We start from the raw sequence: 22,429 nt of genomic DNA on the forward strand, positions 1-22,429 counted from the left end.
GACGCTAGCACGGAAACGGGGAGTGATCCACGCTTTCGCCGATGCACAGACAAGGTGCACAGACAAGGTGCACAGGCAGGACGCACAGACAGGACGCACAGACAGAAGGGCCGGCCCGGGAGGAAACCCCTCCCGGGCCGGCCCTTCTGTCTGCGTTCGACCTGTCTGCGTTCGACGCGGCGTGCTCCGGCTCAGCCGAGCAGTTCCCGCACCACCGGCACCAGCGCCCGGAACGCCTTCCCCCGGTGGCTGATCGCGTTCTTCTCCTCGGGGGTCAGCTGCGCGCACGTCCGGCTCTCCCCCTCCGGCTGGAGGATCGGGTCGTAGCCGAAGCCGTTCGTACCGACCGGGGCGTGGCGCAGTGTGCCCCTCAGCTGTCCCTCGACCACGCGCTCGGTGCCGTCCGGCAACGCGAGGGCCGCCGCGCAGGCGAAGTGGGCGCCGCGGTGTTCGTCGCTGATGTCGGCGAGCTGGGCCAGCAGCAGTTCGAGGTTGGCCCTGTCGTCGCCGTGCCTGCCGGACCAGCGGGCCGAGAAGATGCCGGGGGCGCCGTTCAGGACGTCCACGCACAGCCCGGAGTCGTCGGCGACCGCGGGAAGACCCGTCGCCTGCGCCAGGGCGTGGGCCTTGAGCAGTGCGTTCTCCGCGAAGGTGACGCCGGTCTCCTTGACGTCGGGCACATCGGGGTAGGCGTCCGCACCGACGAGTTCGTGAGCGAGCGCCGCGTCGGCGAGGATCGCCCGCAACTCGGTGATCTTTCCGGCGTTACGGGTGGCGAGGATCAGGCGGGTCATGGCGACACAGTAACGAGGTGCTCGGGAGCGCCCCTGAAAGGGGCGCCCCCCGAAGGGGCGCGGGGAACTGCGCGACAAGCCACACACAACCCGCAGCCGACCGACAACAGGAACCCGGCAGACGAGACGCCCCCGCCCAGCCAGCGCAGCGCTACGGCGTGCAGACCTTCGTCAGCTCACCCGCCGCATCCGTGATCGGACTGATGTCCGGGGTCTCGTCACCGTTCTTGACCGAGTCACGCACGTTGGTGACGGCCTTCTCAAGGTCGTCGACGGCCTTGTTGACGTCGGCGTTGTCGGTCTTGTCGCCGATCTCGCCGAGGTTCTTGTCGATGGAGTCGAGCGACTCGTCGATCTGGGTCGGGTCGTCGGACGCGCTCTCGACCGCCTGCTGGAGGTCGGTGACGCTGTCGGCGATGGCGTCGGCGGTCTGGACGCAGTCCAGGGCCTTGTTGACGGCGTCGCACCCCGTGGCAAGACCGGTCGTCAGCGCGACCGCTGCTACGGCGGCGGCGATGGTCGTACGACGTCGGCGGCGGCTCGCGGCCATGGAACTGTCCTCCTAGCGTGCAGGCCTGACGGCCCCCATGCGATGCGGATCGGATCGGGCGTACCGCGTGTGCCGTACGCCCGTACCGGTAGGGACGCGGGAAGACCGCGCCGTGGTTGCTCACGGCACGGACCGTTTCTTGGTGCGCCCTTTACCTTTCGAGGACCGTATCAAGCGCCTTGCGCTGCAGTGCGTCCAGCTCCGTACAGCCGGACACCGCCAGGTCCAGCAGCGCGTTGAGCTCCTCGCGGGCGAACGGCTCGGCCTCCGCGGTGCCCTGGACCTCGACGAAACGGCCGTCGCCGGTGCAGACGACGTTCATGTCGGTCTCCGCCTTCACGTCCTCCTCGTAGCAGAGGTCGAGGAGCGGGACGCCGCCGACGATGCCCACGGAGACCGCCGAGACCGTGCCCGTGAGCGGCTGCCGACCGGCCTTGATCAGCTTCTTGCGCTGGGCCCACGCCACCGCGTCGGCCAGTGCCACGTACGCGCCCGTGATGGCCGCCGTGCGCGTGCCGCCGTCGGCCTGGAGGACGTCGCAGTCGAGGACGATGGTGTTCTCGCCGAGCGCCTTGTAGTCGATGACCGCGCGGAGCGAGCGGCCGATGAGGCGGGAGATCTCGTGCGTACGGCCACCGATCTTGCCCCTGACGGACTCGCGGTCGCCGCGGGTGTTGGTGGAGCGGGGCAGCATCGCGTACTCCGCGGTGACCCAGCCCTCGCCGCTGCCCTTGCGCCAGCGCGGGACGCCCTCCGTGACGGAGGCGGTGCAGAGGACTCTCGTGTCGCCGAAGGAGACGAGGACGGAGCCCTCGGCGTGCTTGCTCCAGCCGCGTTCGATGGTGACCGGGCGGAGCTGTTCGGGCGTACGGCCGTCGATTCGAGACATGACGACGAGCCTAGTCGCACGTACGGAGAGGCCCTCCCACGCCGGGTGAAAAGGCCGCGAGGAAGGGCGGGGAGGAAAGAGAGGCCCCCGGGACCAGGACAGGTGGTTCCGGGGGCCTTCGGCATCAGCGTACGCGGTCCTGGATCGGCGCGTGAGCCGATCCCGTACGAAGGGGACGGGCCGGCGCCTCTCGTTGCTCGCGCTACCCGCGCCGCTCGCGCTCAGATCTCGTACGACACCCTGGGCGCCGCCAGTTCCACCGGGCCCTTGTACACCGCGCGTGCGTCCGCCAGGTTGACCTGCGGGTCCGTCCACGGCGGGATGTGGGTGAGGACGAGGCGGCGGGCTCCGGCGCGGGCGGCCGTCTCGCCTGCCTCGCGGCCGTTGAGGTGGAGGTCCGGGATGTTCTCCTTGCCGTAGGTGAACGCGGCCTCGCACAGGAACAGGTCGGCGTCGCGGGCGAGTTCCTCCAGCGCGTCGCTGACGCCGGTGTCACCGGAGTACGTCAGCGCGCGGCCGCCGTGCTCGACGCGGATGCCGTACGCCTCCACGGGGTGGGCGACCCGCTCGGTGTGGACGGTGAAGGGGCCGATCTCGAACGTGCCCGGCTTGACCGTGTGGAAGTCGAAGACCTCGCTCATGGAGGAGGCGGACGGGGTGTCGGCGTACGCGGTGGTCAGGCGGTGCTCCGTACCCTCCGGTCCGTAGACGGGGATCGGGTCGCAGCGGCCGCCGTCGTGGCGGTAGTAGCGCGCCACGAAGTACGCGCACATGTCGATGCAGTGGTCGGCGTGCAGATGGCTGAGGAAGATCGCGTCGAGGTCGTAGAGACCGCAGTGGCGCTGCAGCTCGCCCAGGGCGCCGTTGCCCATGTCGAGGAGCAGCCGGAAGCCGTCGGCCTCTACGAGGTAGCTCGAACAGGCCGATTCCGCGGACGGGAACGACCCCGAGCAGCCGACGACGGTGAGCTTCATAAGAGCTGGAACCTCCGCGCTGGCAGATGGTTGACAACGGGAACGGGGGGGTCGGGTCGGGGGTCGTGCGGTGCGTCGAGCGTAAGGCGCAAAAGGGCCGGTCGCTCCTCCGGCAGGGGCTGTTGTGGGCGAACTCACCTGTGCTGTCACCGGTTCGGCTGGATGTGGGGCGTGCGCGGCTCGGGGTGGGACGGGGTGTCGTGTGACAGGGCGGGCGCGGAGTGGAGTGCGCCGGTACCGTCGTGCGTATGGACACGTCGTGGTGGCTGGCGCTGGCGGCTGTGGTGCTGCTTGCGCTGGTCGCGACGCTCGTGGATGGGTGGGGGCGTCGTGGACATCGTGGGCGTCCGGTGCGCGGGAGGCCGGGGCGGAGGCGGACCCCGGATGGGGCGCGGCGACAGCCGGGGCAGGGGCCGGAGCCAGGGCCAGGGCCGGCGGAGGTCTGGTGGGTACGGGTGCCGCACGAGGACGGGCCGTCGGGGGTGGGGGATCGGCCGTGTCTGGTGTTGGCGGTGCGGGGGGAGCGGGTGGTGGTCGTCAAGATCACCACGAGGTACCGGGACGGGGAGCGGGCGGGGGTGATTCCGCTGCCGCCGGGGGTAGTGGGTGATGCGCGGGGGCGGGCCGGGTTCCTGGAGACGGGTGAGCTGCGGGAGGTGCCTGTGGGGGACTTCCGGCGTCGGGTGGGTGTGGTGGATCCGCTGGTGTGGGAACAGGTGCGGCACCTGCCGGGTTGAGCCGGGGTTGTTTCGCCCCCGCCGCCCCTACCCGTCCCATCCCCAGGGGCTCCGCCCCTTCAACCCCACCAGGGGGCTCCGCCCCCTTGACCCCGTTTCGAGGGCCGGCCCCCGGACCCCCGCTCCTCAAACGCCGGAGGGGCTGATGGTCAGCCCGTCCGGCGTTTGAGGACGAGGCCTGTTCAGGCCAATGCGCCCTTACGCCCAGAGCTGGCCCTGCAGCCGTTCGATCGCTTCCTCCGTCGTCGCCGCCGTGTAGACGCCCGTCGACAGGTACTTCCACCCACCGTCGGCGACGACGAAGGCGACATCCGCCGATTCACCCGCCTTCAGGGCCTTCGTGGCGACGCCGATCGCCGCGTGGAGGGCGGCCCCCGTGGAGACGCCCGCGAAGATGCCCTCCTGTTGCAGCAACTCGCGGGTGCGGGTGACCGCGTCGGCGGAGCCGACGGAGAAGCGGGTGGTGAGGACGGACGCGTCGTACAGCTCGGGAACGAAGCCCTCGTCGAGGTTCCGCAGCCCGTACACCAGGTCGTCGTACCGCGGCTCCGCGGCGACGATCTTCACGTCCGGCTTGTTCTCGCGCAGATACCGGCCGACGCCCATGAGGGTGCCCGTCGTACCCAGACCTGCCACGAAGTGGGTGATGGAGGGAAGGTCCGCGAGGATCTCCGGACCCGTCGTCGCGTAGTGCGCCCCCGCGTTGTCGGGGTTGCCGTACTGGTACAGCATCACCCAGTCCGGATGCTCGGCGGCCAGTTCCTTGGCCACCCGGACCGCGGTGTTGGAGCCGCCCGCGGCCGGCGACGAGATGATCTCCGCACCCCACATGCCCAGCAGGTCACGGCGCTCCTGCGAGGTGTTCTCGGGCATCACGCACACCATGCGGTAGCCCTTGAGCTTCGCCGCCATGGCCAGGGAGATGCCCGTGTTCCCGGAGGTCGGTTCCAGGATCGTGCAACCGGGCGTGAGGCGGCCGTCCTTCTCCGCCCGCTCGATCATGTGCAGGGCCGGGCGGTCCTTGACCGAACCCGTCGGGTTCCGGTCCTCCAGCTTGGCCCAGATGCTGACGTCGGCGGACGGCGAGAGCCGCGGCAGGCGCACCAGAGGAGTGTTGCCTACCGCGGCCAGCGGGGAGTCGTAACGCATGGGGAACCAGCGGCCGATCAGGCCATGCCGCCGGCCACGGCCGGCAGGATCGTCACGTTGTCGCCGTCGGCGACCTTGCTGTTGATGCCGTCGAGGAAACGGACGTCCTCGTCGTTCAGGTACACGTTGACGAAGCGGCGCAGTTCGCCGCCGGTGTTCTCGTCGATGAGACGGGCCTGGATGCCCGCGTGCCGGGTTTCGAGGTCGGCGAAGAGCTCGGCGAGGGTGTCCCCGGAGCCCTCCACCGCCTTCTGACCGTCGGTGTACTGGCGGAGGATGGTGGGGATGCGGACCTCGATGGCCATGGTTGCGGGCTCCTGTCGGAAGAAGTGAGGTCGGTGGGCGCGCGGCAGCGCGATGTGCGTTTCGTACGTGGACACGTGGAGCGGACGCCTCGTACGCAGGTCAGACGCCGCGGCTCACGGCCGTACGGCGGCAGGGGGCGGCGTCAACAGATAGCGCTGGCAAGCCTGCACAGGTCGACGTGCAGCCGCGCCACGAGCAGTGCGCCCGGCGTCTTCTCGCTCACGTCGTGGAAAACCATGGGCTCATCGTATCGATTCCCTACCGGGGACCCAGAGTGTGATCTCGCGATACGGACAGTTTTCGCCCGGTGGTTGAGATCGCCATGATCAGTACGACTCGACCACCTTGACCTCCTCCTCCGTGACCTCGCCCTCCACGATCCGGAACGAGCGGAACTGGAAGTCACCGAGTCCGTCCGTGTCCGCGGTCGAGACGAGGACATAGTGGGCGCCCGGCTCGTTCGCGTACGAGATGTCCGTGCGGGAGGGGTAGGCCTCGGTCGCCGTGTGGGAGTGGTAGATGACGATCGGTTCCTCGTCGCGGTCGTCCATCTCGCGGTAGAGCTTGAGCAGATCGCCCGAGTCGAACTCGTAGAACGTGGGCGACATGGCCGCGTTGAGCATGGGGATGAAACGCTCAGGGCGGTCCGAGCCTGCCGGGCCCGCGACGACGCCGCACGCCTCGTCGGGGTGGTCCTTGCGCGCGTGCGCGACGATCCGGTCGACGAGGTCCTGGGTGATGGTCAGCATGTCGGTCAGGATAAGCAGAAGGGCAACCCCGTACCGAGGAGTGGTACGGGGCTGCCCACATGCTGAGCGGCCCGGGCCCGGCAGGCGTCCGCCCGGTCAGCTGGCCTTCTCGAACTCCTGCCCTCGGCGGGCCGCGACCTCCGGGTTCCGTGACTTGAGCACGAACCAGCCGACGGCCAGGGCGACCGCCCAGCCCGCCATCACATAGAGACAGACGCGGGAGTCGGCGTCGTACGCGATGAGGCCGGTGACGAAGAGGAGGAAGGCGATGGCGATCCAGCTGCACACCGCGCCGCCCGGGGCGGGGAAGGAGGAGGCGGGCAGGCGGCCGGCCTCGACCGCGCGACGGTACAGGACGTGGCTGATCAGGATCATCAGCCAGGTCCAGATGCCGGCCGCGGTGGCCACGGAGGTGACGTAGGCGAAGGCCTTCTCGGGGACGACGTAGTTCAGGATCACGCCGATGCCCATGAAGGCGACGGAGACCGTGATGCCGAGGGCCGGGGTCTTGGTCGCCGACAGCCGGGTGAAGGCCCTCGGGGCCTCGCCGTTGTTTCCGAGGTTACGCAGCATGCGGCCGGTGGAGTACATGCCCGAGTTGCAGGAGGACAGGGCGGCGGTGAGGACGACGAAGTTGACGATGCCGGCGCCGGCGGGGATGCCGATCACCGCGAACGCCTTCACGAAGGGGCTGACGCCCTCCGCGAACTCGGTCCACTTCACCACGCAGAGGATGACGGTGAGGGCGCCGACGTAGAAGAGGGCGATGCGCCAGGGCAGGGTGTTGATCGCCTTGGGGAGGGTCTTCTCCGGGTTCTCGGACTCACCGGCCGTGACGCCGACGAGTTCGACGGCGAGGTAGGCGAACATGACGCCCTGCAGGGTCATCAGGGACGAGCCGATGCCCGTGGGGAAGAAGCCGTCGAAGGCCCACAGGTTGGAGACGGAGGCGGTGTCGCCGGCCGCGCTGAAGCCGAAGGTGAGCACACCCAGACCGATCACGATCATGCCGATGAGGGCGGTGACCTTGATCATCGAGGCCCAGAACTCGATCTCGCCGAACAGCTTCACCGAGATCAGGTTGGCCACGAAGAGAACGACCAGGAAGACCAGAGCTGACACCCACTGCGGGATCGACTCGAACCAGTAGTGGATGTAGATCGCTGCGGCGGTCAGCTCCGCCATGCCGGTGACGACCCACATCAGCCAGTACGTCCAGGCGGTGAAGTAGCCGAAGAACGGGCCGAGGAACTCTCGGGAGTACTCCGCGAAGGAGCCCGAGACCGGGCGGTACAGGAGCAGTTCGCCGAGCGCCCGCATGATGAAGAAGATGATCACGCCCGCGATGGCGTACATCAGGATGAGGCTCGGTCCCGCCTTGGCGATGTTGGCCCCGGCGTTGAGGAAGAGTCCGACGCCGATGGCGCCGCCGATCGCGATCATCTGGACCTGGCGGCTGCCGAGCCCTCGCTCGTACCCCTCTTCGGGAGCGTCGCCGCTCACGACTCCATTGCGGTCGTGGTCGTCGTACTGCTGGTCGACCTGCGCTGAGGTCATGTGTGGTGCGCCCTTTCTCCACGCCGACCCGGGCCTTGCTCGGCCGCGGATCGGGTTCCGATCCCCCCCCGGATGTGATGGAGCTGGGCGGGCCCGCGAGCCCGCCCGTGCCTGCCGGCGGTCCGCCGGCCTGGTGGCGCACCCGCCGGGGCATGGATGGTGTCCCGGCAGGCGGTCGTGAAGATTTATCACGGCCGCACCATTGATCAACCGGCCACGATGTGGCGCACACCATCGGAAGAAGAGGACAAAGGGCGCCTGAAACGCCATACCTGGCCGCAACGGTGACGCGATCGTTATCCGGATTTGAGCGACCGCTGAGCGAACACTGAACGAACGCGAAGAGAGCGGATCGCGGCCTGCGCCGGGAGGCGCGGAACGGCGGTAAGCCACAGAACGAACCGCGCGCCACCGCGCATCACCACGCGCCACCGGGGACCACCACGCGCCACCGCGGACCAGCGCGGTTCGGACCACCGCGCGCCAGGGTGTCCGGGTTACGTCGTCAGGGTCTGTACGAGCGTTTCCTGGAGGCCGCCCAGCCAGAGGTACGCCATCACCATCGGCTTGCGCGGGTCCTCGTCCGGCAGCCGGTAGAGGAGGTCGGTGTCCTCCTCCTCGGTGACGTCGAGGCGGGAGCCGATCGCGAGGCGCAGGTCATTGAGGCAGCCGAGCCACTGCCGGGAGTCCTCGGGCGTGAGCTCCAGCACTGCGCCGCCGTCGCCCGCGGTGGTCAGCCGGTCCAGGGAGCGGATTACGGCGAGGGCGTTCTCACGCTTGCCGGCGCGCAGGTCGTTCTCGGTGAAGCGTCGGAACTCCGACGAGTACTGGCGCTGCCCCTCGGCCTCCTCGGGCGAGACCGTCCCGCCGCCGGGCTCGCCGTAGGCGTCGGGGAAGAGGCGCTGGAGCACGGGGTCCTTGGGGGGCTCGCTCGGCCCGTTGGTGAACAGTTCGGCGAGCGGGTCGCCGGGGGCTTCCTCGGCGGGGCCGGGGCCGATCAGCTCCAGGAGCTGCACGGCAAGCGAGCGGATGATGGAGATCTCGACCTCGTCGAGCGCGACGGCCGCGCCGCCGCCGGAGGTCGGTTCGAAGTGTCCTGGCATGGAGTGGGTTCGCTGCTTCCGGCCGGCTGGAGGTGTGCTGTTCGTCTCCCCCGTGGGGCACCGCACGGGGCGCCGCTTCGGGTCGTGCTACTTGCGGTCCTGCTGGAGGGTGGCCCACAGACCGTATCCGTGCATGGCCTGTACGTCGCGTTCCATCTCTTCGCGCGTTCCGCTGGAGACCACCGCACGCCCCTTGTGGTGCACATCCAGCATGAGCTTGGTGGCCTTGTCCTTGGAGTAGCCGAAGTACGTCTGGAAGACATACGTCACATAGCTCATGAGGTTGACCGGGTCGTTGTGGACGATCGTCACCCACGGGACGTCGGGCTCGGGGACGGCGAAGGCCTCCTCCGCCGACTCGGTCTTTTCGATCTCTAGGGGTGCGGGAGCCGTCACACGGCCCATGCTGCCACCACAGGGGGGCACCCGCACAAACGGGCCCCCGAAATCGTCAGTCTGACGATTTCCGAGTACGATCGCCCTCGAAGCCGTATTGATCCTTGACCGGGGGACACCGTGTCCGAGCGCCACCGCGCGACGGGTCGGCCTCCGAGATGCAAGGACGGGGGGACCTCCCCCAGGAACCGGGCGGGGCGCCATCCCTGTCGAAGCAGGCGAGGAGAACTCTGGTGGGCATAGCGGATCTGGGGCTTCCGGTGGACGTGCCGTCGACGGCGCTCTTCACGGACCAGTACGAGCTGACGATGCTGGAGGCCGCGCTCGCGGCGGGCACCGCCAAACGTCGCTCGGTGTTCGAGGTCTTCACCCGGCGACTGCCCGAGGGGCGGCGGTACGGCGTCGTGGCGGGCACGGGACGTGTGCTGGACGCGGTGGAGAACTTCCGGTTCGACGCGGATGTGCTGGGCTTCCTGCGTGAGCACGCGATCGTGGACGGGCCGACACTCGACTGGCTGGGCTCGTACCGCTTCGGCGGCGACATCTGGGGCTATCCCGAGGGTGAGGTGTACTTCCCGGGCTCGCCCGTCCTCCGTGTGGAGGGTTCCTTCGCGGAATGCGTCCTGCTGGAGACGGTGATCCTCTCCATCCTCAACCACGACTCGGCGATCGCGGCGGCCGCGTCCCGTATGTCCTCCGCCGCCGGGGACCGGCCGCTGATCGAGATGGGCGCCCGGCGCACCCATGAACTGGCGGCGGTGGCCGCGTCCCGGGCTGCGTACGTGGGCGGTTTCACCTCGACCTCCGACCTGGCGGCGGGCTTCCGCTACAACATCCCGACCGTGGGCACCTCCGCCCACGCCTTCACCCTGCTCCACGACCGCGAGCGGGACGCCTTCCAGGCACAGGTGAACTCGCTCGGACGGGGTACCACGCTTCTCGTGGACACGTACGACGTCGCCGAGGCGGTCCGTGCGGCGGTGGAGGTCGCCGGGCCGGAACTGGGAGCTGTCCGCATCGACTCCGGCGACCTGCTCCTGGTCGCGCACCGGGTCCGGCAGCAGCTCGACGAGCTGGGGGCGACCCGGACGAAGATCATCGTGACCTCGGACCTCGACGAGTACGCGATCGCCTCGCTGGCGGCGGCGCCCGTGGACGCGTACGGCGTGGGCACCCAGCTGGTGACGGGTTCCGGCCACCCGACGTGCTCGATGGTCTACAAGCTCGTCGCCCGCGCCAAGTCCGCGGCGCCCGGGGCTCCGCTCGTCCCCGTGGCGAAGAAGTCGTCCGGCGGCAAGACATCCGTCGGTGGCCGGAAGTGGGCGGCACGGCGACGGGACGAGCACGGGGTGGCGGAGACCGAGGTGATCGGCACCGGGCCCGTGCCGGAGGAACTGAAGGACCGGCTCCTCCAAGTGGAGCTGGTCAAGGGCGGCCAGGTCGTCGCCCGTGAGCCGCTGGACGTCGTACGGGACCGGCACGCGTCCGCCCTCGCGAACCTGCCCATCTCGGCGACACAGCTCTCGCGAGGGGAGGCGGTCCTTCCGACGGAATACGCGTGACGGACGCGCGACGGACTCGTGACGGACCGCATGACGGACCGCGTGACGCACTGCCCCGGACGGGGCCGACGCGCCGCCGGGGGCGGATACCGGCCTCAGCGATCGCGCGCCCCCGTGCGACCGTGCATGAACGCGAGCCGTGCGGGCATGCACCGGCAGCGCGCCCCGCGCGCGGAACCGCCGTCTCGTGCCCCCTCCCGCCCCGTACCCGAAGTCTCTAGGCTCGGTATTTCATCGCGATTCGTGACACGTGGTTCAAGACGCGTGTTCCATGATTCGCAGGCCAGGCCCCTGTACCCCCTTACCCACCGACCCCATAGTCGAAGGACACCGACCATGCGCCGCGCCTTGATCGTCGTAGATGTGCAGAACGACTTCTGCGAGGGGGGCAGCCTCGCGGTGGCCGGGGGTGCCGATGTGGCCGCCGCGATCACTGAGCTGATCGGGCAGGCCCCCGCCGGGTACCGCCACGTCGTGGCGACCCGCGACCACCACATCGCCCCCGGTGGGCACTTCGCCGACAATCCCGACTACGTCCACTCCTGGCCGGCCCACTGTGTGGCGGGTACGGAGGGGGTGGGCTTCCACCCGAACTTCGCCCCTGCGGTGGCCTCCGGCGCGGTCGACGCGGTCTTCGACAAGGGCGCGTACGCCGCCGCGTACAGCGGATTCGAGGGCGTCGACGAGAACGGCGCCGGTCTCGCCGACTGGCTGCGCGCCCGTGGGATCGAGGAGGTGGACGTGGTGGGTATCGCCACGGACCACTGTGTGAAGGCGACCGCCCTCGACTCGGCGCGGGAGGGCTTCCGTACGCAGGTTCTTCTCGACCTCACGGCGGGTGTCTCCGAGGAGACGACGGAGAAGGCCCTGGACGAGATGCGTGAGGCGGGCGTGGAGCTCTCCGGCAAGCCTGTGGTCTGACCGGCCGGGTCTGGCCGGGCGGGACCGGCCGGGCGGGTCTGGCCGGGCGGGACCGGCCGGGCGCTTGGCCGGGCGGAACTGGCCGGCCGGGTCTGGCCGGGCGGGACGGTACGTACGGGGTCGGCCCCGGGAGTTTTCGCCCCGCCGCCCCTACCCGTCCCATCCCCAGGGGCTCCGCCCCTTCGAGCCCGCCCCAGGGGCTCCGCCCCGAAACCCGTTCGGGGGCCGGCCCCCGGACCCCCGCTCCTCAAACGCCGGAGGGGCTGGAATGCGGTGCGGCTTCGCCGTGGGGGTTACGCCCTCGCCGCAGGGCTCCGCAGCAAGGAGCGGATCGGGCGCCACAGCTCAGGGGGTGTGGTGGCCTCGCTGTCCGTGCGCCATATCAGGCCGTCCGGGTGGTGCAGTACCGCCGTGATCTCGTCCGGGGTCGGGGGCGCCGCGTTTCCCCGGAGGTACACCGCTCGCATGCCGAGGTTCCGGAGCCGGGTGAGGGCTCGGGCGCGGTTCACCGCGTGGACCAGGATGCGGACCGGGGCGACGTCGTGGCCGGTGCCCGGAGAGGTGGGTGTGGGCAGGTTCAGTGCCACCACCACCGTGCCGTTCGGCAGCTTGCAGAAACCTCCTGCGGCCATGCAGTCACACCCCCGTGCGCGTCAGTGTCAATAAGAGAGCCACAGGACGCACCTAAACACGATCGGCCGCGACCCGCCAAGGGGTCGCGGCCGATACGTCTCTGACCTGCGGAGATGTGGACTACTTCACCGCGGGGCCCACCTGGAGCGAGACCGTGGAGCCGTCCAGGGCCTCCTTGACGATCTTGATCTTGGTGTTGGTGTCAGTGATCTTCACACCACCAGCGGGGTTCGACTCGTCGTAGTACGTGTTGGCGTGGTCGTCGAACGTCGGCACACCCTTCTTCGAGGCGATCTTCGTCGCGACGCCCGCCTTGTGCAGCGTGATCCCGTCCGTGCGGGACAGAGTGAACGTCGAGTCGTACGCCTGGATGCGGTTGCGCATCAGCGTGCCGTCCGTCCACCTCAGGGCCTCCGGGTGGGCGTCGACCGGCAGGACCAGACCGGCGCCGGGGTGCACGCTGGTGTTGTTGTCCGCCTGCGAGGTGTCCCACTTCCAGATCAACAGGCCGTTCTGGTACGGGTAGTGCTCCACCCAGTCCGGACGCGTCGTCGAGAAGCCGAAGTTGTACGGGCCGACCTTCAACGTCTTGTCGTACGAGACGTACTGACGGTTCTCGGCGATGTAGTACTGCGCGTAGTCGTCCGTGATGGACGCCCCGATGCGCGAGAAGCCCTTGGCGGTCCAGGCCGCGTCCGCGCTCTCCGCGTCGTCCGAGAAGACGGCCGAGCCGTCCGCGGTCACGGAGATGGAGTCGGCCGCGAAGCCCTTCAGGGCCACGCCGCCGTCGGTGGCGTAGCGGAAGCGCAGGTCGATCTTCTTGCCCGCGTAAGCGTCGAGGGAGTACGCCAGCTTCTTGTACGTCTCCGACGAGCCGTCCAGCGCCGGCTTGTTGCTGCCGTCACGGCTGATGGGCGCGCCGTCCGCCGTGCCGTCGACAGCCGTCCAGTTGGCGCCGCCGTCGGTCGAGACCTCGGTGTAGAGGTAGTCGTAGCCCGCCTCGATGTCCCACCAGCCGTCGAGCGTCAGGGAGGCGGAGGACTTGCCCGTGAGGTCCACGGAGCGGGTCAGGGTGTTGGAGAGGTCGTCGCCGCTGCCGCTCCACCACTGCGTCGCACCCTGCGCGGGCTCCACGATCTCGGTGGTGACCGTCTTCTTGGGCAGCTCGACCACGAGGGCCTGCTTGTTCTTGGTGTTGTACTCGGCGAGACCCAGCGTGTGCTCCGACTTCGTGGCCGCCTTCGCCGTGTCGTAGTCGAGCCAGCCGAGCTGCAGCTTGTCCCAGGCGTTCATGTCGCCGGGCAGGTCACCGATCTCGTTCTTGCCGGTGCCGAGCCAGGAGCCGGACGACATCAGTGTCCAGAAGCCGGTGGAGTTCTCGCCGCCGTTGGTGTCGTAGAGGTCCGGCAGACCGAGGTCGTGGCCGTACTCGTGGGCGAAGACGCCGAGTCCGCCGTTCTCCGGCTGGATGGTGTAGTCGCCGACCCAGATGCCGGTGTCGCCGATCTGGGCGCCGCCGAGCTTGTTGCCCTCGGGGCCGGTGGCACCCGCGTCCGTGCCGAACGCGTACCAGCGGTGGGCCCAGATCGCGTCCTCGCCCTGCGCGCCGCCGCCGGCCGACTCGTCCTCACCGGCGTGCACGATCTGGAAGTGGTCGACGTAGCCGTCGGGCTCGTTGAAGTCGCCGTCGCCGTCGTAGTCGTAGCGGTCCCACTGGTCGTACTCGGCCAGGTCCGCCTTGATGTCGGCGTCGGACTTGCCGGACGCCTTCTGGTCGGCGACCCAGGCCTTGACGCCGTCGCTGACGACGTTCCACACGCTGGCGCAGGTGGTCTGGCCGCACGCGTTGTTGCCGTAACGGGCCTCGTTGAAGGGGACCTTGACCCAGTCGGACACCTCGCCGTCGACCGAGTAGCGGCCCGAGGACTGCTTCTCGTAGTACTTCTTCACCGACTCAGTGTTGTCACCGGTGCCGAAGTACAGCTCCTGGAAGTGCTCCTGGTTGTAGTCCGCCTGCCAGGCCGTGCTGTTGTCCTTGGCGCGGTCGGGCTCGGCTATCTGGTTGTGCAGCGGGCCCGGGGTGCCGCCGTAGCGGCTGTCTATCTCGTCGCCGAACTCGACGAGGATCGTGAAGATCTTGTCGGTCTTCTCGCGGCCGAGCTCGACGTACTTGCTGTCGCCCTTGTTGCCCTGCAGCTGCACGACCTGCGATCCGTCACGGTTCTTGACCGTGGCGTCGCCGGATATGACCTGCTTCAGGGCTTCCTCGCGCTGGGCTTCCTGCGTCTTGCTCAGGGGGCCTTCGAGGTCGTGCTCCTGCTTGGCGCGGTCCGCCGGATCGCGGCGGTCCACGGCCGCCGCCGTCGACGCGCCCTCGTCGGCGGCCTGCGCCACCGCGAAGGTCGAGAACGTCGCGGCGGCTGCGGCGATCGCGACGCCGACCGCCGCCGCTCTGAACGTCCAGGTTCTACTGGTCACTTGGGGTCCTCCCCCGCGCCCGACTCGCGCGGAGGAGGGTCCATGATCCTGGAGGGTCCGCGCGCGGTATACGCGTGTAGTCAAGTGACGTCATTCGACCGGAGTTTCGGAACAAAAAACAGACCTTGACTTGCGCAGGTCAACTGCACTATATGGACCGGCTGTTCGTTATCCGGACGTGATGTTCAGCCTCATGTCGAACCTCATGTGGAACCCCCACCCGGCGCGCATGCGTGTCCACTTGGCGGACTCCATGACTCCGTGCGCCCCCCGTGCACCGGCACCGTCGATTAGGTGACGCTTACTCGCCGTTCCGCTCGGGCACCCTGGCGATTAGAGTCGATTGGAGGAACGTCCGGAATCGGCGGAATGCCAAGTCGATACCGCCACCGCACCTTTGATTCGTATCCGCATACTCCCCCATTGTGAGAGGCACGGGGAGCCCCCACCCGAGGACACGATTGACATGCCTCGTCCGACGACCGCACAGCTCGCCTACGGTTCCTGCACCGTGATCTTGTCCACCCTCGCCATGCTGCTGCTGTCCCAGACGAGTTCGGGCCTGGCGATCACGGCGATCGCCGTCTCGGCACTCGCGCTCGGGCTGCTCGTCGCGATGACCGTGCCGTTGCCGAAGAAGACACCGGCCGCCACCACCGCGCCCGCGGGCGAGCACCGGGTTCCGGTGGCGCCCGCCGCACAGGAGCGCGTTCCGGCCCCGCGGTAGGTCCTGTCGCCAACAGACCTGTCCCGCCTCCTGTCGCCAACGGTCCTGTCGTCGAACTGCCTCCCCCACTGCCTGAAGGGCATGGGAGGTACCCCCGGTCCGCCCGGGGTGGCGGGCAGCGGCTGATGTCTGCGTAGGCGCGTGCTCCCGGCGTGCCGGGTGCAGGCCCTGGTACGTGATGTACCCGGGCCTGTGCCCGGTGCGGCGAGCAGGGGTACCTCCCACGCCCTTGAGGCCCGGCGGTCAAGCGGTGCTGACCACCACCGTCTTGGCCGCCTTGTCGTGGAGTCCCTGCTTGTAGGGCCTGTCGAAGAAGCTCCAGCCGCCCGCGATGATCGTCCAGATGCAGGCGCAGCAGAACGCGAACGGGATCCACAGGACGGCCGCCCGCAGCAGCGAGGTCTGCGTGGTGGGCGTGGAGCCGTCGGAGAGGTTGGCCGTCCGCAGCTTCATCAGCTGCTTACCGGGGGTCTGGCCGTTCCTGGCTGTGAAGAAGGTGTCGTACGCGACGTAGAGGACGGCGACGATCACCTCCTGCCCCAGGGACTTGGCGTACTCGATGCGCTCCGCGGACGTCGTGTACTGGATGAGCCCGAACGCCCACCCCAACAACACCGCCACGATGCCCACGATCACCATGTCGATGATGCGGGCGAGCACGCGCTTGCCGCTGCCTGCGAGCGGGGGCATGCCGGCGAGCGGGTCGGTGCTGTAGGGACCGCCGCCGTACGGATCGCCCGCGTAGGGCGGGGGCTCATGACCGTACGGGGCGTCGTACGGCGAACCCGAAGGGGGCGGTGGCTCCTTCCCGGACTGGTCGTCCGGGGGCTGATCCGGGGCCTGACCGGAGCCGGGGGGCGGCGGTTCGGTGCTCATGGCCCGAGTCGACCGCGAACCCTCCGGCTCCGCATCCGGCGCGGGGCCGTCCGGAGTACGAAGTTCCGTACGCCTGTGCGCCTGTGCCCGTACCGCAGCGGTGCGGGCCGGTGCGGGCCCGTACGGCCGCGGTCGGAGCCCGTACGGCCGCGGTACGAGCCCGGGGCCAACAGCCGCCGCACGAGCCCGTACAGCCGTTCGTACGAGCCCGTACAGCCGCCGTGCGAACCGGCCCGCGCTATCCGGCCACGAACGTGTGGGCCGCCTTGTCGTGCCAGCACTGGCGCCAGGGGCGGTCGAACACGCACCACAGGACGCCGACGACGCCGATGCCGAGCAGCCCCGGAACGCTGTAGACGAGCCAGCGGCGCACCGCCAGTCCGAAGGTCGGCGGCTCGTGTCCCTCGATGTCGCGGACCTCCAGGCCGAGCAGCTTCTTGCCGAGGGTACGGCCCCACCTGGCGGTGGGCAGCGCCTCGTAGAGGACGCCGAAGACGAGCAGCACGCCGAGGATGATGCCCAGGTAGACGGAGGTCGTGCCGTCGAGCAGCCAGACCGTGACGGTCTCGCCGGACAGCTTGGCCTCGTCGATCTTCTCGTTGACGTGGTCGACCGCCGCTGTGCCGAGCGGCACGGCTGCCGCGCCGGTGACGGCGAGGACGACGAGCGTGTCCAGCAGCCGGGCGGCCAGCCGCTTGCCGAGCCCCGCGGGCCGGGCCGCGGCCTGGGCTCGGGCGGCCGCCTGGAACGGGTCCTCGTTGACCGGCTTCCACGGTGCGACGCTCTGCTCCCCCTCCGCGCCCGCCAGCTGGTGCACCTGCTGTGCCCAGGAGGGCTGTCCGCCGCCGGCCCCCGGACTGAGGGGGGTCGCGGCGGGCCCGGCGGACTGCGGGGGCACGGCGGACGGGGCCTGTTGCGAGAAGGAGCCGCCGGGCTGCGCCGGGGCCGGAGCGGGCGGCTGTTGCGCGGCATGCGGCTGCTGCGCTGCGGGCGACTGCTGGGGGCTGACCGGCCGGCCGTGTGCCGGGGGTGCCGGGGTGGCCGCCGCGGCCGGGGCCGCGGTCTGGGGGCCCTGCTGCGGGCTCTGCTGCGGGGCCTGATGCGGCCTCTGCTGGGGACCTGACGGCGCTTCGGGCGCCGCCTGGGGGTTCAGGCCCAGTGCCTGCTGCGCGGCGGCCTGAGCGTCCGTGTGCGCGAGGGGTGACCGGAACCTCATGGTGCCCTCGGCCTCCGCGGGCTCCGCGCCGCCGGACGCCGGGGGGCGCGCGTCCGCGTTCGGGCGGCGGAAGACCACCGTGCCCTGCGGGGGCTCGTCGTCCGTCGGCGGGATCGACGCCGACCCGTCCGTGCTCGCGGTGCGCGCCTGGTCGCCCGCCGCTCGCGGGTCCGTCGCGCGCGGCGAGCCCCAGGAGATGCGGTTCTGGTCACGGCCGAAGCCGGACTGCCGGGACCGGTCGGCGCCCCACGCGGACGCGGGCTCGGGCCTGTTGCCGTGCTGGGCCTCGGCCGGAGACGGCTGCTGCGGCTCCTCGGCGGGCGCGGCCGGCTCCGCGGGCGCCGCGGGTGGGGCGGGTTCCGGGTCCTCGTCGAAGAAGTGCGGGCCCGTCTCCTCCACGGAGGCCGAGGGGGCGGGGGCCACCGCGCCTGGCGGCGGCAGCGGTTCGCCGTCGGTGGGCGCCGGACGGCTCGTCCCCGGTACCCAGGAGGCACCGTTCCAGTAACGGACATATCCAGGAATGGACGGGTCCGGGTAATACCCTTCGCGGGGCCTGTCGTCACCGGGGGCCGGGGTTGGGGCGCTCATGTCCGTCGTCCCGTATCTGCTCGGGGGTTGGTTGGGGGAATCAACATCTACCAGACAGCCGCAACTACCACCGCCCCTCCCGCCGGACCCACCCCTTTCGAGCACGGTTCTGCTACGCGGCGGGGGCCGCGGAACCGCCTCGTTGTCTCCTCGGAAAAAGTTCCGCGGACCCGCGTAATGCTCCCGGGTCTGCTCTCTCTCCACTCGTGCGGGCCGCGTCCAGGCCCCCGCGAGACCTACCGGAGAGGAGACCCACACCATGCATCCCACCGTGGTGGAACGCGAGCTGGAGCTGAGACTCGTACTGTCGCCGGAGTGCAGCATTCCCGTGCGGGCCGTACTCGGTTACCGCAGTGACGACCCGTACGCCGTCCACGTCGCCTTCCACATCGACTCCGACCAGCCCGTCCACTGGACCTTCGCCCGCGAACTGCTGGTCGAGGGGGTGTTCCGGCCGTGCGGGCACGGGGACGTGCGGGTGTGGCCGGCGAAGGCGCAGGGGCGGAGCGTCGTCCTGATGGCGCTGAGTTCACCGAGCGGGGACGCTCTCCTCGAAGCGCCGGCCGCGCAGGTGTCGGCGTGGCTGGAGCGCACCCTGCGGGCGGTGCCTCCGGGCTCCGAGGCCGTGCGGCTCCACATCGACGACGGCCTGGCCGAACTGCTCGCCCCCTCCCCGGCCGACGACCGCTGGCTGCTGGACCCGTGGCCGTCGGACGAGTCGAAGGACGGAGGGTGAGCGGAAGACGGCTGATGGCCGAAGGACGGAGGGTGGGCGAAAGACGGCGGGTGAGCGAAAGTCGGCGGGTGTGCGATGGACGACCGGTGACCGGGGAGCGAGGCGTGCGTCAGAAGAGCTTGCCCGGGTTGAGGATGCCCAGGGGGTCGAAGACCGCCTTGACCGCGCGCTGCATCTCCAGGCCGACCGGGCCGATCTCGCGGGCCAGCCACTCCTTCTTGAGGATGCCCACGCCGTGCTCGCCGGTGATGGTGCCGCCGAGTTCCAGGCCGAGGGCCATGATCTCGTCGAAGGACTCACGGGCCCGCCGTGACTCGTCGGGGTCGGCCGCGTCGAAGCAGACGGTGGGATGGGTGTTGCCGTCACCGGCGTGTGCCACGACCCCGATGGTCAGGCCGTGCTTCTCGGCGATGCTCTCCATGCCGGCGAACAGTTCGGCGAGCCTCGACCGGGGCACGCACACGTCGTCGATCATCGTGGTGCCCTTCACCGCTTCGAGCGCCGTGAGCGACAACCGCCGCGCCTGGAGCAGGAGTTCGGACTCGGCCGCGTCGTCCGCCGGGACGACCTGGGTGGCGCCCGCGGCCTCGCACAGGGCACCGACCGCGGCGAGGTCGGCGGCGGGGTCGGGGGTGTCGAAGGCGGCGAGGAGGAGGGCCTCGGTGGTCTCCGGGAGGCCCATCTGCGCCAGGTCGTTGACGGCCTTGACCGTCGTACGGTCCATCAGTTCGAGGAGGGACGGCACATGTCCTCCCTCCATGATCCGGCAGACGGCGTCGCAGGCGGCGGAGGCGGAGGGGAACTCCGCCGCCAGCACCAGTTGCTGGGGCGGCTGAGGCTTGAGGGCCAGGACGGCGCGTACGACGATGCCGAGCGAGCCCTCGGAGCCGACGAACAGGCGGGTGAGGTCGTACCCGGCGACACCTTTCGCCGTGCGGCGGCCGGTGGACATCAGCCGCCCGTCTGCGAGCACGACGTCGAGGCCGAGCACGTACTCGGCCGTCACCCCGTACTTCACGCAGCACAGGCCGCCGGAGGCCGTGCCGATGTTGCCGCCGATGGTGCACATCTCCCAGCTGGAGGGGTCCGGCGGGTAGTAGAGGCCGTGTTCGTTCACCGCGCGGGAGAGCGTGGCGTTGACGACCCCCGGTTCGACGACGGCGATGCGGTCGACCGGGTTGATCTCCAGAATGCGGTCCATCTTCGTCAGGGACAGCACGATGCAGTCGTCGGCGGCGTTGGCCCCGCCCGACAGGCCGGTGCGGGCGCCCTGCGGGACGACCGGGACGCGCAGTTCGGTGGCGGTGCGCATGACGTGCTGGACCTGCTCGACGGTGCGTGGCAGCACGACGACGGCCGGGGCGCCTGCCTCGCAGAAGCTCGCCATGTCGTTCGCGTACGAGGCCGTGACGTCCGGGTCGGTGAGGACCGCCTCGGCCGGCAGTCCGGCGAGGAGTCGGTCGAGGAGTCGGTCGTGGAGGTTGCCGGTCACTGCTGTGCCTTGGGGGGTCGGGGCTTCGCTACGGCTCATGATCACAGCGTCGCACCGGACCGCCATCGGTGTGAACCCGTCGGCGAGGGCCTTTCGGGTGCCGCGTTGTGGTCTTCCTATTGACGCACAGTGAGCGGCATGGAGAGCGGCATGGAGAGCGAAGAGCGGCGATTCGGGGCGGTCGGCCGGACGATGCGGCGCGCACTGGGCTGGACGATGGCCGGTGGTGCCGTACTCGCCGGTGTGCTGGTGCTGCTGCCGGACGGCGAGCAGCACCAGCAGCAGCCGGTGGCGCCCGCGCCGGAGCCCAAGGCGCGGGCCCGGGCGGCGGTCGCGGCCGGGGTGCCCGCCGCGATGCCCGATCTGGCTCAGTTGATCGGCGACCGCGAGCGGCGGCTGCGGAAGCATCCGGAGGACGGGCGGTCGTGGGCGGTGCTCGGCACGGCGTACGTGGAGCGGGGGCGCCGTACCGGAGTGGCCGCGGACTTCCCGAGGGCCGAGCGGGCGCTGCGCACCTCGCTGAAGGTCCGCCCGAGCCTGAACGCGGAGGCGTACGACGGGCTGGCCGCGCTGGCGGCCGCGCGGCACGACTTCCCGGCTGCCCGGCAGTGGGGCGAGCAGGCCGTACGGGTGGCGCCCGGGCGCTGGACGGCGTACCCGCTGCTGATCGACGCGTACGACGGTGTCGGCGACTACCGGGCCGCCCGCCGGACCCTGGACCAGCTGCTCGCCCTGCGGTCCCGGTCCGCGGTGACGGCGCCCGCGGTGACGGCGCGGGCTGCCCAGGTGTACTGGGACCAGGGCCGGCGTGAGGACGCGGCCGCGGCGCTCTCGGACGCGGCCGCCGGCGCGCAGGGCCCCGCCGAACGGGCCGCCTACCTCGTGCTGGCGGGCGAACTCGCGTGGCAGCGCGGCGACCTGAAGGAGTCCCTGCGCTACGGGGCGGCCGCCCTGCACGCCGACCCCGACGAGCACGCCGCCCTCGCCGTGCGGGCCCGCGCGCTGGCCGCACTGGGCCGCACGGAGGAGGCGGTACGGGCGTACCGCTCGGCGCTGGCGAAGGCGAAGTCACCCCGGTACGCCCTGGAGCTGGGCGAGCTGTACGAGTCCCTGGGGCGTCAGGGCGAGGCCCGGGCCCAGTACGGCGTGCTGCGCGAGACAGTGCGCGCGGACGCGGAGGCGGGTGTGAACCACGACCTGTTCCTCGGCCTGTTCGAGGCGGACCACGGTGACCCGGAGAGGGCGGTCCGCCTGCTGCGGGGCGAGTGGGAGCGGCAGCCGAGCCTGCGGGCGGCGGACGCGCTGGGCTGGGCCCTGCACCGGGCCGGCGAGGACGAGGAGGCGCTCGTGTTCGCGACGCGGGCGACCGACAGGGCCCACGGTGGGGAGGTCCGCAGCGCGCTGTACGCCTACCACCGGGGCGAGATCGAGTACGCCCTGGAGCGGCCCGGTCCGGCCCGCCGCCATCTGGCCGAGGCCCTGCGCCTCAACCCGTGCTTCTCGCTGCTGCACGCGCCTGTGGCGAGGGAGGCGCTGGGGGAGCTGGGAGAGCCGTCGGACGAGGGTCCGGCGGAGCTCGGGGGGCAGCCGGGCGGGCCTTCGGAAGACGCATCGGCAGACACACCGGCAGATACACCAGCAGACGCATCGGCGGAGACACCGGCAGACACACCGGCTAACACACCGGCAGAGGCACCGGCGTAGGAAGAGGAGGCGAGAGGAGACGAGGGGGAGCCGGGGAGGCCGGGAGGCGGGGCTGCGCGGCCCCACGGCGTCAGTTCCGTGGGACCGCGGTGGCAGTCAGGGCTGAGCGGTGCCGGGGAAGAGCGGGTGCGTTCCCGCGCCCGCCGCGGCAGCGGCTTGCGTCGCAGCCGGTGCGTGCTCTCGGTGTGCCGGACAAAGGTCCTCGATGGGGGCGCCCCCGGGCATGGGGGTCCCCCCGCTCGAGCGGAGTCGAGAGTGGGGGAGGAGTTGAGACTGGGGGAGGAGCTACTTG

22 protein-coding genes are annotated in these 22,429 nt (G+C 70.5%); 6 read left to right on the forward strand and 16 right to left on the reverse strand.

Features of this window, described 5'->3' with window-relative positions:
- Positions 1-191: 191 nt before the first annotated feature.
- The 4 genes from rdgB to E0500_RS03315 form a co-directional block, all read right to left on the reverse strand.
- Entirely contained in the window at positions 192-794 is a 603-nt protein-coding gene (gene rdgB, locus E0500_RS03300) for an RdgB/HAM1 family non-canonical purine NTP pyrophosphatase (RefSeq protein WP_131566140.1), read from the reverse strand.
- A 151-nt stretch (positions 795-945) separates the two neighbouring features.
- Positions 946-1,344, reverse strand: a complete 399-nt coding sequence (locus E0500_RS03305) for a hypothetical protein (protein WP_131566143.1) — start codon at positions 1,342-1,344, stop codon at positions 946-948.
- Between the two features lie 151 nt (positions 1,345-1,495).
- On the reverse strand, positions 1,496-2,233 hold the full coding sequence (gene rph / locus E0500_RS03310) for a ribonuclease PH (protein WP_131566146.1): 738 nt from the start codon (positions 2,231-2,233) through the stop codon (positions 1,496-1,498).
- A gap of 221 nt (positions 2,234-2,454) precedes the next feature.
- Entirely contained in the window at positions 2,455-3,207 is a 753-nt protein-coding gene (locus E0500_RS03315; RefSeq protein WP_131566148.1) for an MBL fold metallo-hydrolase, read from the reverse strand.
- A gap of 248 nt (positions 3,208-3,455) precedes the next feature.
- Between E0500_RS03315 and E0500_RS03320 the strand changes: the two genes are divergently transcribed.
- Positions 3,456-3,944 carry a type II toxin-antitoxin system PemK/MazF family toxin gene (locus E0500_RS03320; RefSeq protein ID WP_181586852.1) on the forward strand — a complete coding sequence of 163 codons (489 nt, stop codon included), beginning with the start codon at positions 3,456-3,458 and terminating at the stop codon, positions 3,942-3,944.
- Positions 3,945-4,142: 198 nt separating this feature from the next.
- Here E0500_RS03320 and E0500_RS03325 read toward each other — a convergent pair whose 3' ends face one another.
- The 7 genes from E0500_RS03325 to clpS all read right to left on the reverse strand — a co-directional run bounded on the left by E0500_RS03325 (position 4,143) and on the right by clpS (position 9,213).
- Positions 4,143-5,093, reverse strand: coding sequence for a PLP-dependent cysteine synthase family protein (locus tag E0500_RS03325; RefSeq protein ID WP_131567566.1), 951 nt, complete (start codon positions 5,091-5,093; stop codon positions 4,143-4,145).
- Between the two features lie 17 nt (positions 5,094-5,110).
- Positions 5,111-5,398, reverse strand: coding sequence for a MoaD/ThiS family protein (locus E0500_RS03330; protein WP_131567564.1), 288 nt, complete (start codon positions 5,396-5,398; stop codon positions 5,111-5,113).
- Positions 5,399-5,541: 143 nt separating this feature from the next.
- The gene (locus E0500_RS44865) at positions 5,542-5,637 is read right to left on the reverse strand and encodes a putative leader peptide (protein ID WP_309504872.1); all 96 of its coding nucleotides are present in this window, start codon (positions 5,635-5,637) and stop codon (positions 5,542-5,544) included.
- Positions 5,638-5,725: 88 nt separating this feature from the next.
- Positions 5,726-6,148, reverse strand: coding sequence for a Mov34/MPN/PAD-1 family protein (locus E0500_RS03335; RefSeq protein WP_131567562.1), 423 nt, complete (start codon positions 6,146-6,148; stop codon positions 5,726-5,728).
- A gap of 96 nt (positions 6,149-6,244) precedes the next feature.
- Positions 6,245-7,705 carry an amino acid permease gene (locus E0500_RS03340; RefSeq protein ID WP_181586853.1) on the reverse strand — a complete coding sequence of 487 codons (1,461 nt, stop codon included), beginning with the start codon at positions 7,703-7,705 and terminating at the stop codon, positions 6,245-6,247.
- Positions 7,706-8,202: 497 nt separating this feature from the next.
- Complete coding sequence (locus E0500_RS03345) at positions 8,203-8,808, reverse strand: DUF2017 domain-containing protein (RefSeq protein ID WP_131567560.1); 606 nt, start codon at positions 8,806-8,808, stop codon at positions 8,203-8,205.
- Between the two features lie 87 nt (positions 8,809-8,895).
- Complete coding sequence (gene clpS, locus E0500_RS03350; protein ID WP_131567558.1) at positions 8,896-9,213, reverse strand: ATP-dependent Clp protease adapter ClpS; 318 nt, start codon at positions 9,211-9,213, stop codon at positions 8,896-8,898.
- Between the two features lie 224 nt (positions 9,214-9,437).
- Between clpS and E0500_RS03355 the strand changes: the two genes are divergently transcribed.
- Both E0500_RS03355 and E0500_RS03360 read left to right on the forward strand, forming a co-directional pair.
- Positions 9,438-10,766, forward strand: a complete 1,329-nt coding sequence (locus E0500_RS03355) for a nicotinate phosphoribosyltransferase (RefSeq protein ID WP_131567556.1) — start codon at positions 9,438-9,440, stop codon at positions 10,764-10,766.
- A 336-nt stretch (positions 10,767-11,102) separates the two neighbouring features.
- Positions 11,103-11,687, forward strand: a complete 585-nt coding sequence (locus E0500_RS03360) for an isochorismatase family protein (RefSeq protein ID WP_131567554.1) — start codon at positions 11,103-11,105, stop codon at positions 11,685-11,687.
- 293 nt (positions 11,688-11,980) lie between these two features.
- Here the strand turns inward: E0500_RS03360 and E0500_RS03365 are convergent, their stop codons facing one another.
- Both E0500_RS03365 and E0500_RS03370 read right to left on the reverse strand, forming a co-directional pair.
- Positions 11,981-12,319: a hypothetical protein gene (locus E0500_RS03365; RefSeq protein WP_131567552.1), complete on the reverse strand. Its 339-nt coding sequence runs from the start codon at positions 12,317-12,319 to the stop codon at positions 11,981-11,983.
- A 121-nt stretch (positions 12,320-12,440) separates the two neighbouring features.
- Entirely contained in the window at positions 12,441-14,798 is a 2,358-nt protein-coding gene (locus E0500_RS03370) for an immune inhibitor A domain-containing protein (protein WP_131567550.1), read from the reverse strand.
- A gap of 466 nt (positions 14,799-15,264) precedes the next feature.
- Here E0500_RS03370 and E0500_RS03375 point away from each other — a divergent pair, with 466 nt between their 5' ends.
- Positions 15,265-15,525, forward strand: coding sequence for a hypothetical protein (locus tag E0500_RS03375; RefSeq protein ID WP_131567548.1), 261 nt, complete (start codon positions 15,265-15,267; stop codon positions 15,523-15,525).
- A gap of 243 nt (positions 15,526-15,768) precedes the next feature.
- Here E0500_RS03375 and E0500_RS03380 read toward each other — a convergent pair whose 3' ends face one another.
- Both E0500_RS03380 and E0500_RS03385 read right to left on the reverse strand, forming a co-directional pair.
- Positions 15,769-16,401 (reverse strand): RDD family protein, encoded by a 633-nt coding sequence (locus E0500_RS03380; protein ID WP_131567546.1) that lies wholly within the window; start codon positions 16,399-16,401, stop codon positions 15,769-15,771.
- 238 nt (positions 16,402-16,639) lie between these two features.
- Entirely contained in the window at positions 16,640-18,205 is a 1,566-nt protein-coding gene (locus tag E0500_RS03385; protein ID WP_131567544.1) for an RDD family protein, read from the reverse strand.
- Between the two features lie 259 nt (positions 18,206-18,464).
- On the opposite strand from E0500_RS03385, the gene E0500_RS03390 reads away from it, so the two are divergent.
- On the forward strand, positions 18,465-18,941 hold the full coding sequence (locus tag E0500_RS03390; RefSeq protein ID WP_131567541.1) for an SsgA family sporulation/cell division regulator: 477 nt from the start codon (positions 18,465-18,467) through the stop codon (positions 18,939-18,941).
- A 109-nt stretch (positions 18,942-19,050) separates the two neighbouring features.
- Here E0500_RS03390 and E0500_RS03395 read toward each other — a convergent pair whose 3' ends face one another.
- Positions 19,051-20,478, reverse strand: coding sequence for an FAD-binding oxidoreductase (locus E0500_RS03395; protein WP_399118504.1), 1,428 nt, complete (start codon positions 20,476-20,478; stop codon positions 19,051-19,053).
- A gap of 93 nt (positions 20,479-20,571) precedes the next feature.
- On the opposite strand from E0500_RS03395, the gene E0500_RS03400 reads away from it, so the two are divergent.
- Positions 20,572-22,137, forward strand: coding sequence for a lipopolysaccharide assembly protein LapB (locus tag E0500_RS03400; protein ID WP_131567539.1), 1,566 nt, complete (start codon positions 20,572-20,574; stop codon positions 22,135-22,137).
- Positions 22,138-22,429 lie beyond the last annotated feature (292 nt).

Origin of the sequence: Streptomyces sp. KM273126, from assembly GCF_004337435.2 — a bacterium.
GTDB lineage: Bacteria > Actinomycetota > Actinomycetes > Streptomycetales > Streptomycetaceae > Streptomyces > Streptomyces acidicola.

Bases quoted from the DNA above. Each gene is read 5' to 3' on its own strand.
- rdgB (WP_131566140.1), bottom strand. From the start codon at position 794: ATGACCCGCCTGATCCTCGCCACCCGTAACGCCGGAAAGATCACCGAG.
- E0500_RS03305 (WP_131566143.1), bottom strand. From the start codon at position 1,344: ATGGCCGCGAGCCGCCGCCGACGTCGTACGACCATCGCCGCCGCCGTA.
- rph (WP_131566146.1), bottom strand. From the start codon at position 2,233: ATGTCTCGAATCGACGGCCGTACGCCCGAACAGCTCCGCCCGGTCACC.
- E0500_RS03315 (WP_131566148.1), bottom strand. From the start codon at position 3,207: ATGAAGCTCACCGTCGTCGGCTGCTCGGGGTCGTTCCCGTCCGCGGAA.
- E0500_RS03320 (WP_181586852.1), top strand. From the start codon at position 3,456: ATGGACACGTCGTGGTGGCTGGCGCTGGCGGCTGTGGTGCTGCTTGCG.
- E0500_RS03325 (WP_131567566.1), bottom strand. From the start codon at position 5,093: ATGCGTTACGACTCCCCGCTGGCCGCGGTAGGCAACACTCCTCTGGTG.
- E0500_RS03330 (WP_131567564.1), bottom strand. From the start codon at position 5,398: ATGGCCATCGAGGTCCGCATCCCCACCATCCTCCGCCAGTACACCGAC.
- E0500_RS44865 (WP_309504872.1), bottom strand. From the start codon at position 5,637: ATGGTTTTCCACGACGTGAGCGAGAAGACGCCGGGCGCACTGCTCGTG.
- E0500_RS03335 (WP_131567562.1), bottom strand. From the start codon at position 6,148: ATGCTGACCATCACCCAGGACCTCGTCGACCGGATCGTCGCGCACGCG.
- E0500_RS03340 (WP_181586853.1), bottom strand. From the start codon at position 7,705: ATGACCTCAGCGCAGGTCGACCAGCAGTACGACGACCACGACCGCAAT.
- E0500_RS03345 (WP_131567560.1), bottom strand. From the start codon at position 8,808: ATGCCAGGACACTTCGAACCGACCTCCGGCGGCGGCGCGGCCGTCGCG.
- clpS (WP_131567558.1), bottom strand. From the start codon at position 9,213: ATGGGCCGTGTGACGGCTCCCGCACCCCTAGAGATCGAAAAGACCGAG.
- E0500_RS03360 (WP_131567554.1), top strand. From the start codon at position 11,103: ATGCGCCGCGCCTTGATCGTCGTAGATGTGCAGAACGACTTCTGCGAG.
- E0500_RS03365 (WP_131567552.1), bottom strand. From the start codon at position 12,319: ATGGCCGCAGGAGGTTTCTGCAAGCTGCCGAACGGCACGGTGGTGGTG.
- E0500_RS03375 (WP_131567548.1), top strand. From the start codon at position 15,265: ATGCCTCGTCCGACGACCGCACAGCTCGCCTACGGTTCCTGCACCGTG.
- E0500_RS03380 (WP_131567546.1), bottom strand. From the start codon at position 16,401: ATGAGCACCGAACCGCCGCCCCCCGGCTCCGGTCAGGCCCCGGATCAG.
- E0500_RS03385 (WP_131567544.1), bottom strand. From the start codon at position 18,205: ATGAGCGCCCCAACCCCGGCCCCCGGTGACGACAGGCCCCGCGAAGGG.
- E0500_RS03390 (WP_131567541.1), top strand. From the start codon at position 18,465: ATGCATCCCACCGTGGTGGAACGCGAGCTGGAGCTGAGACTCGTACTG.
- E0500_RS03400 (WP_131567539.1), top strand. From the start codon at position 20,572: ATGGAGAGCGGCATGGAGAGCGAAGAGCGGCGATTCGGGGCGGTCGGC.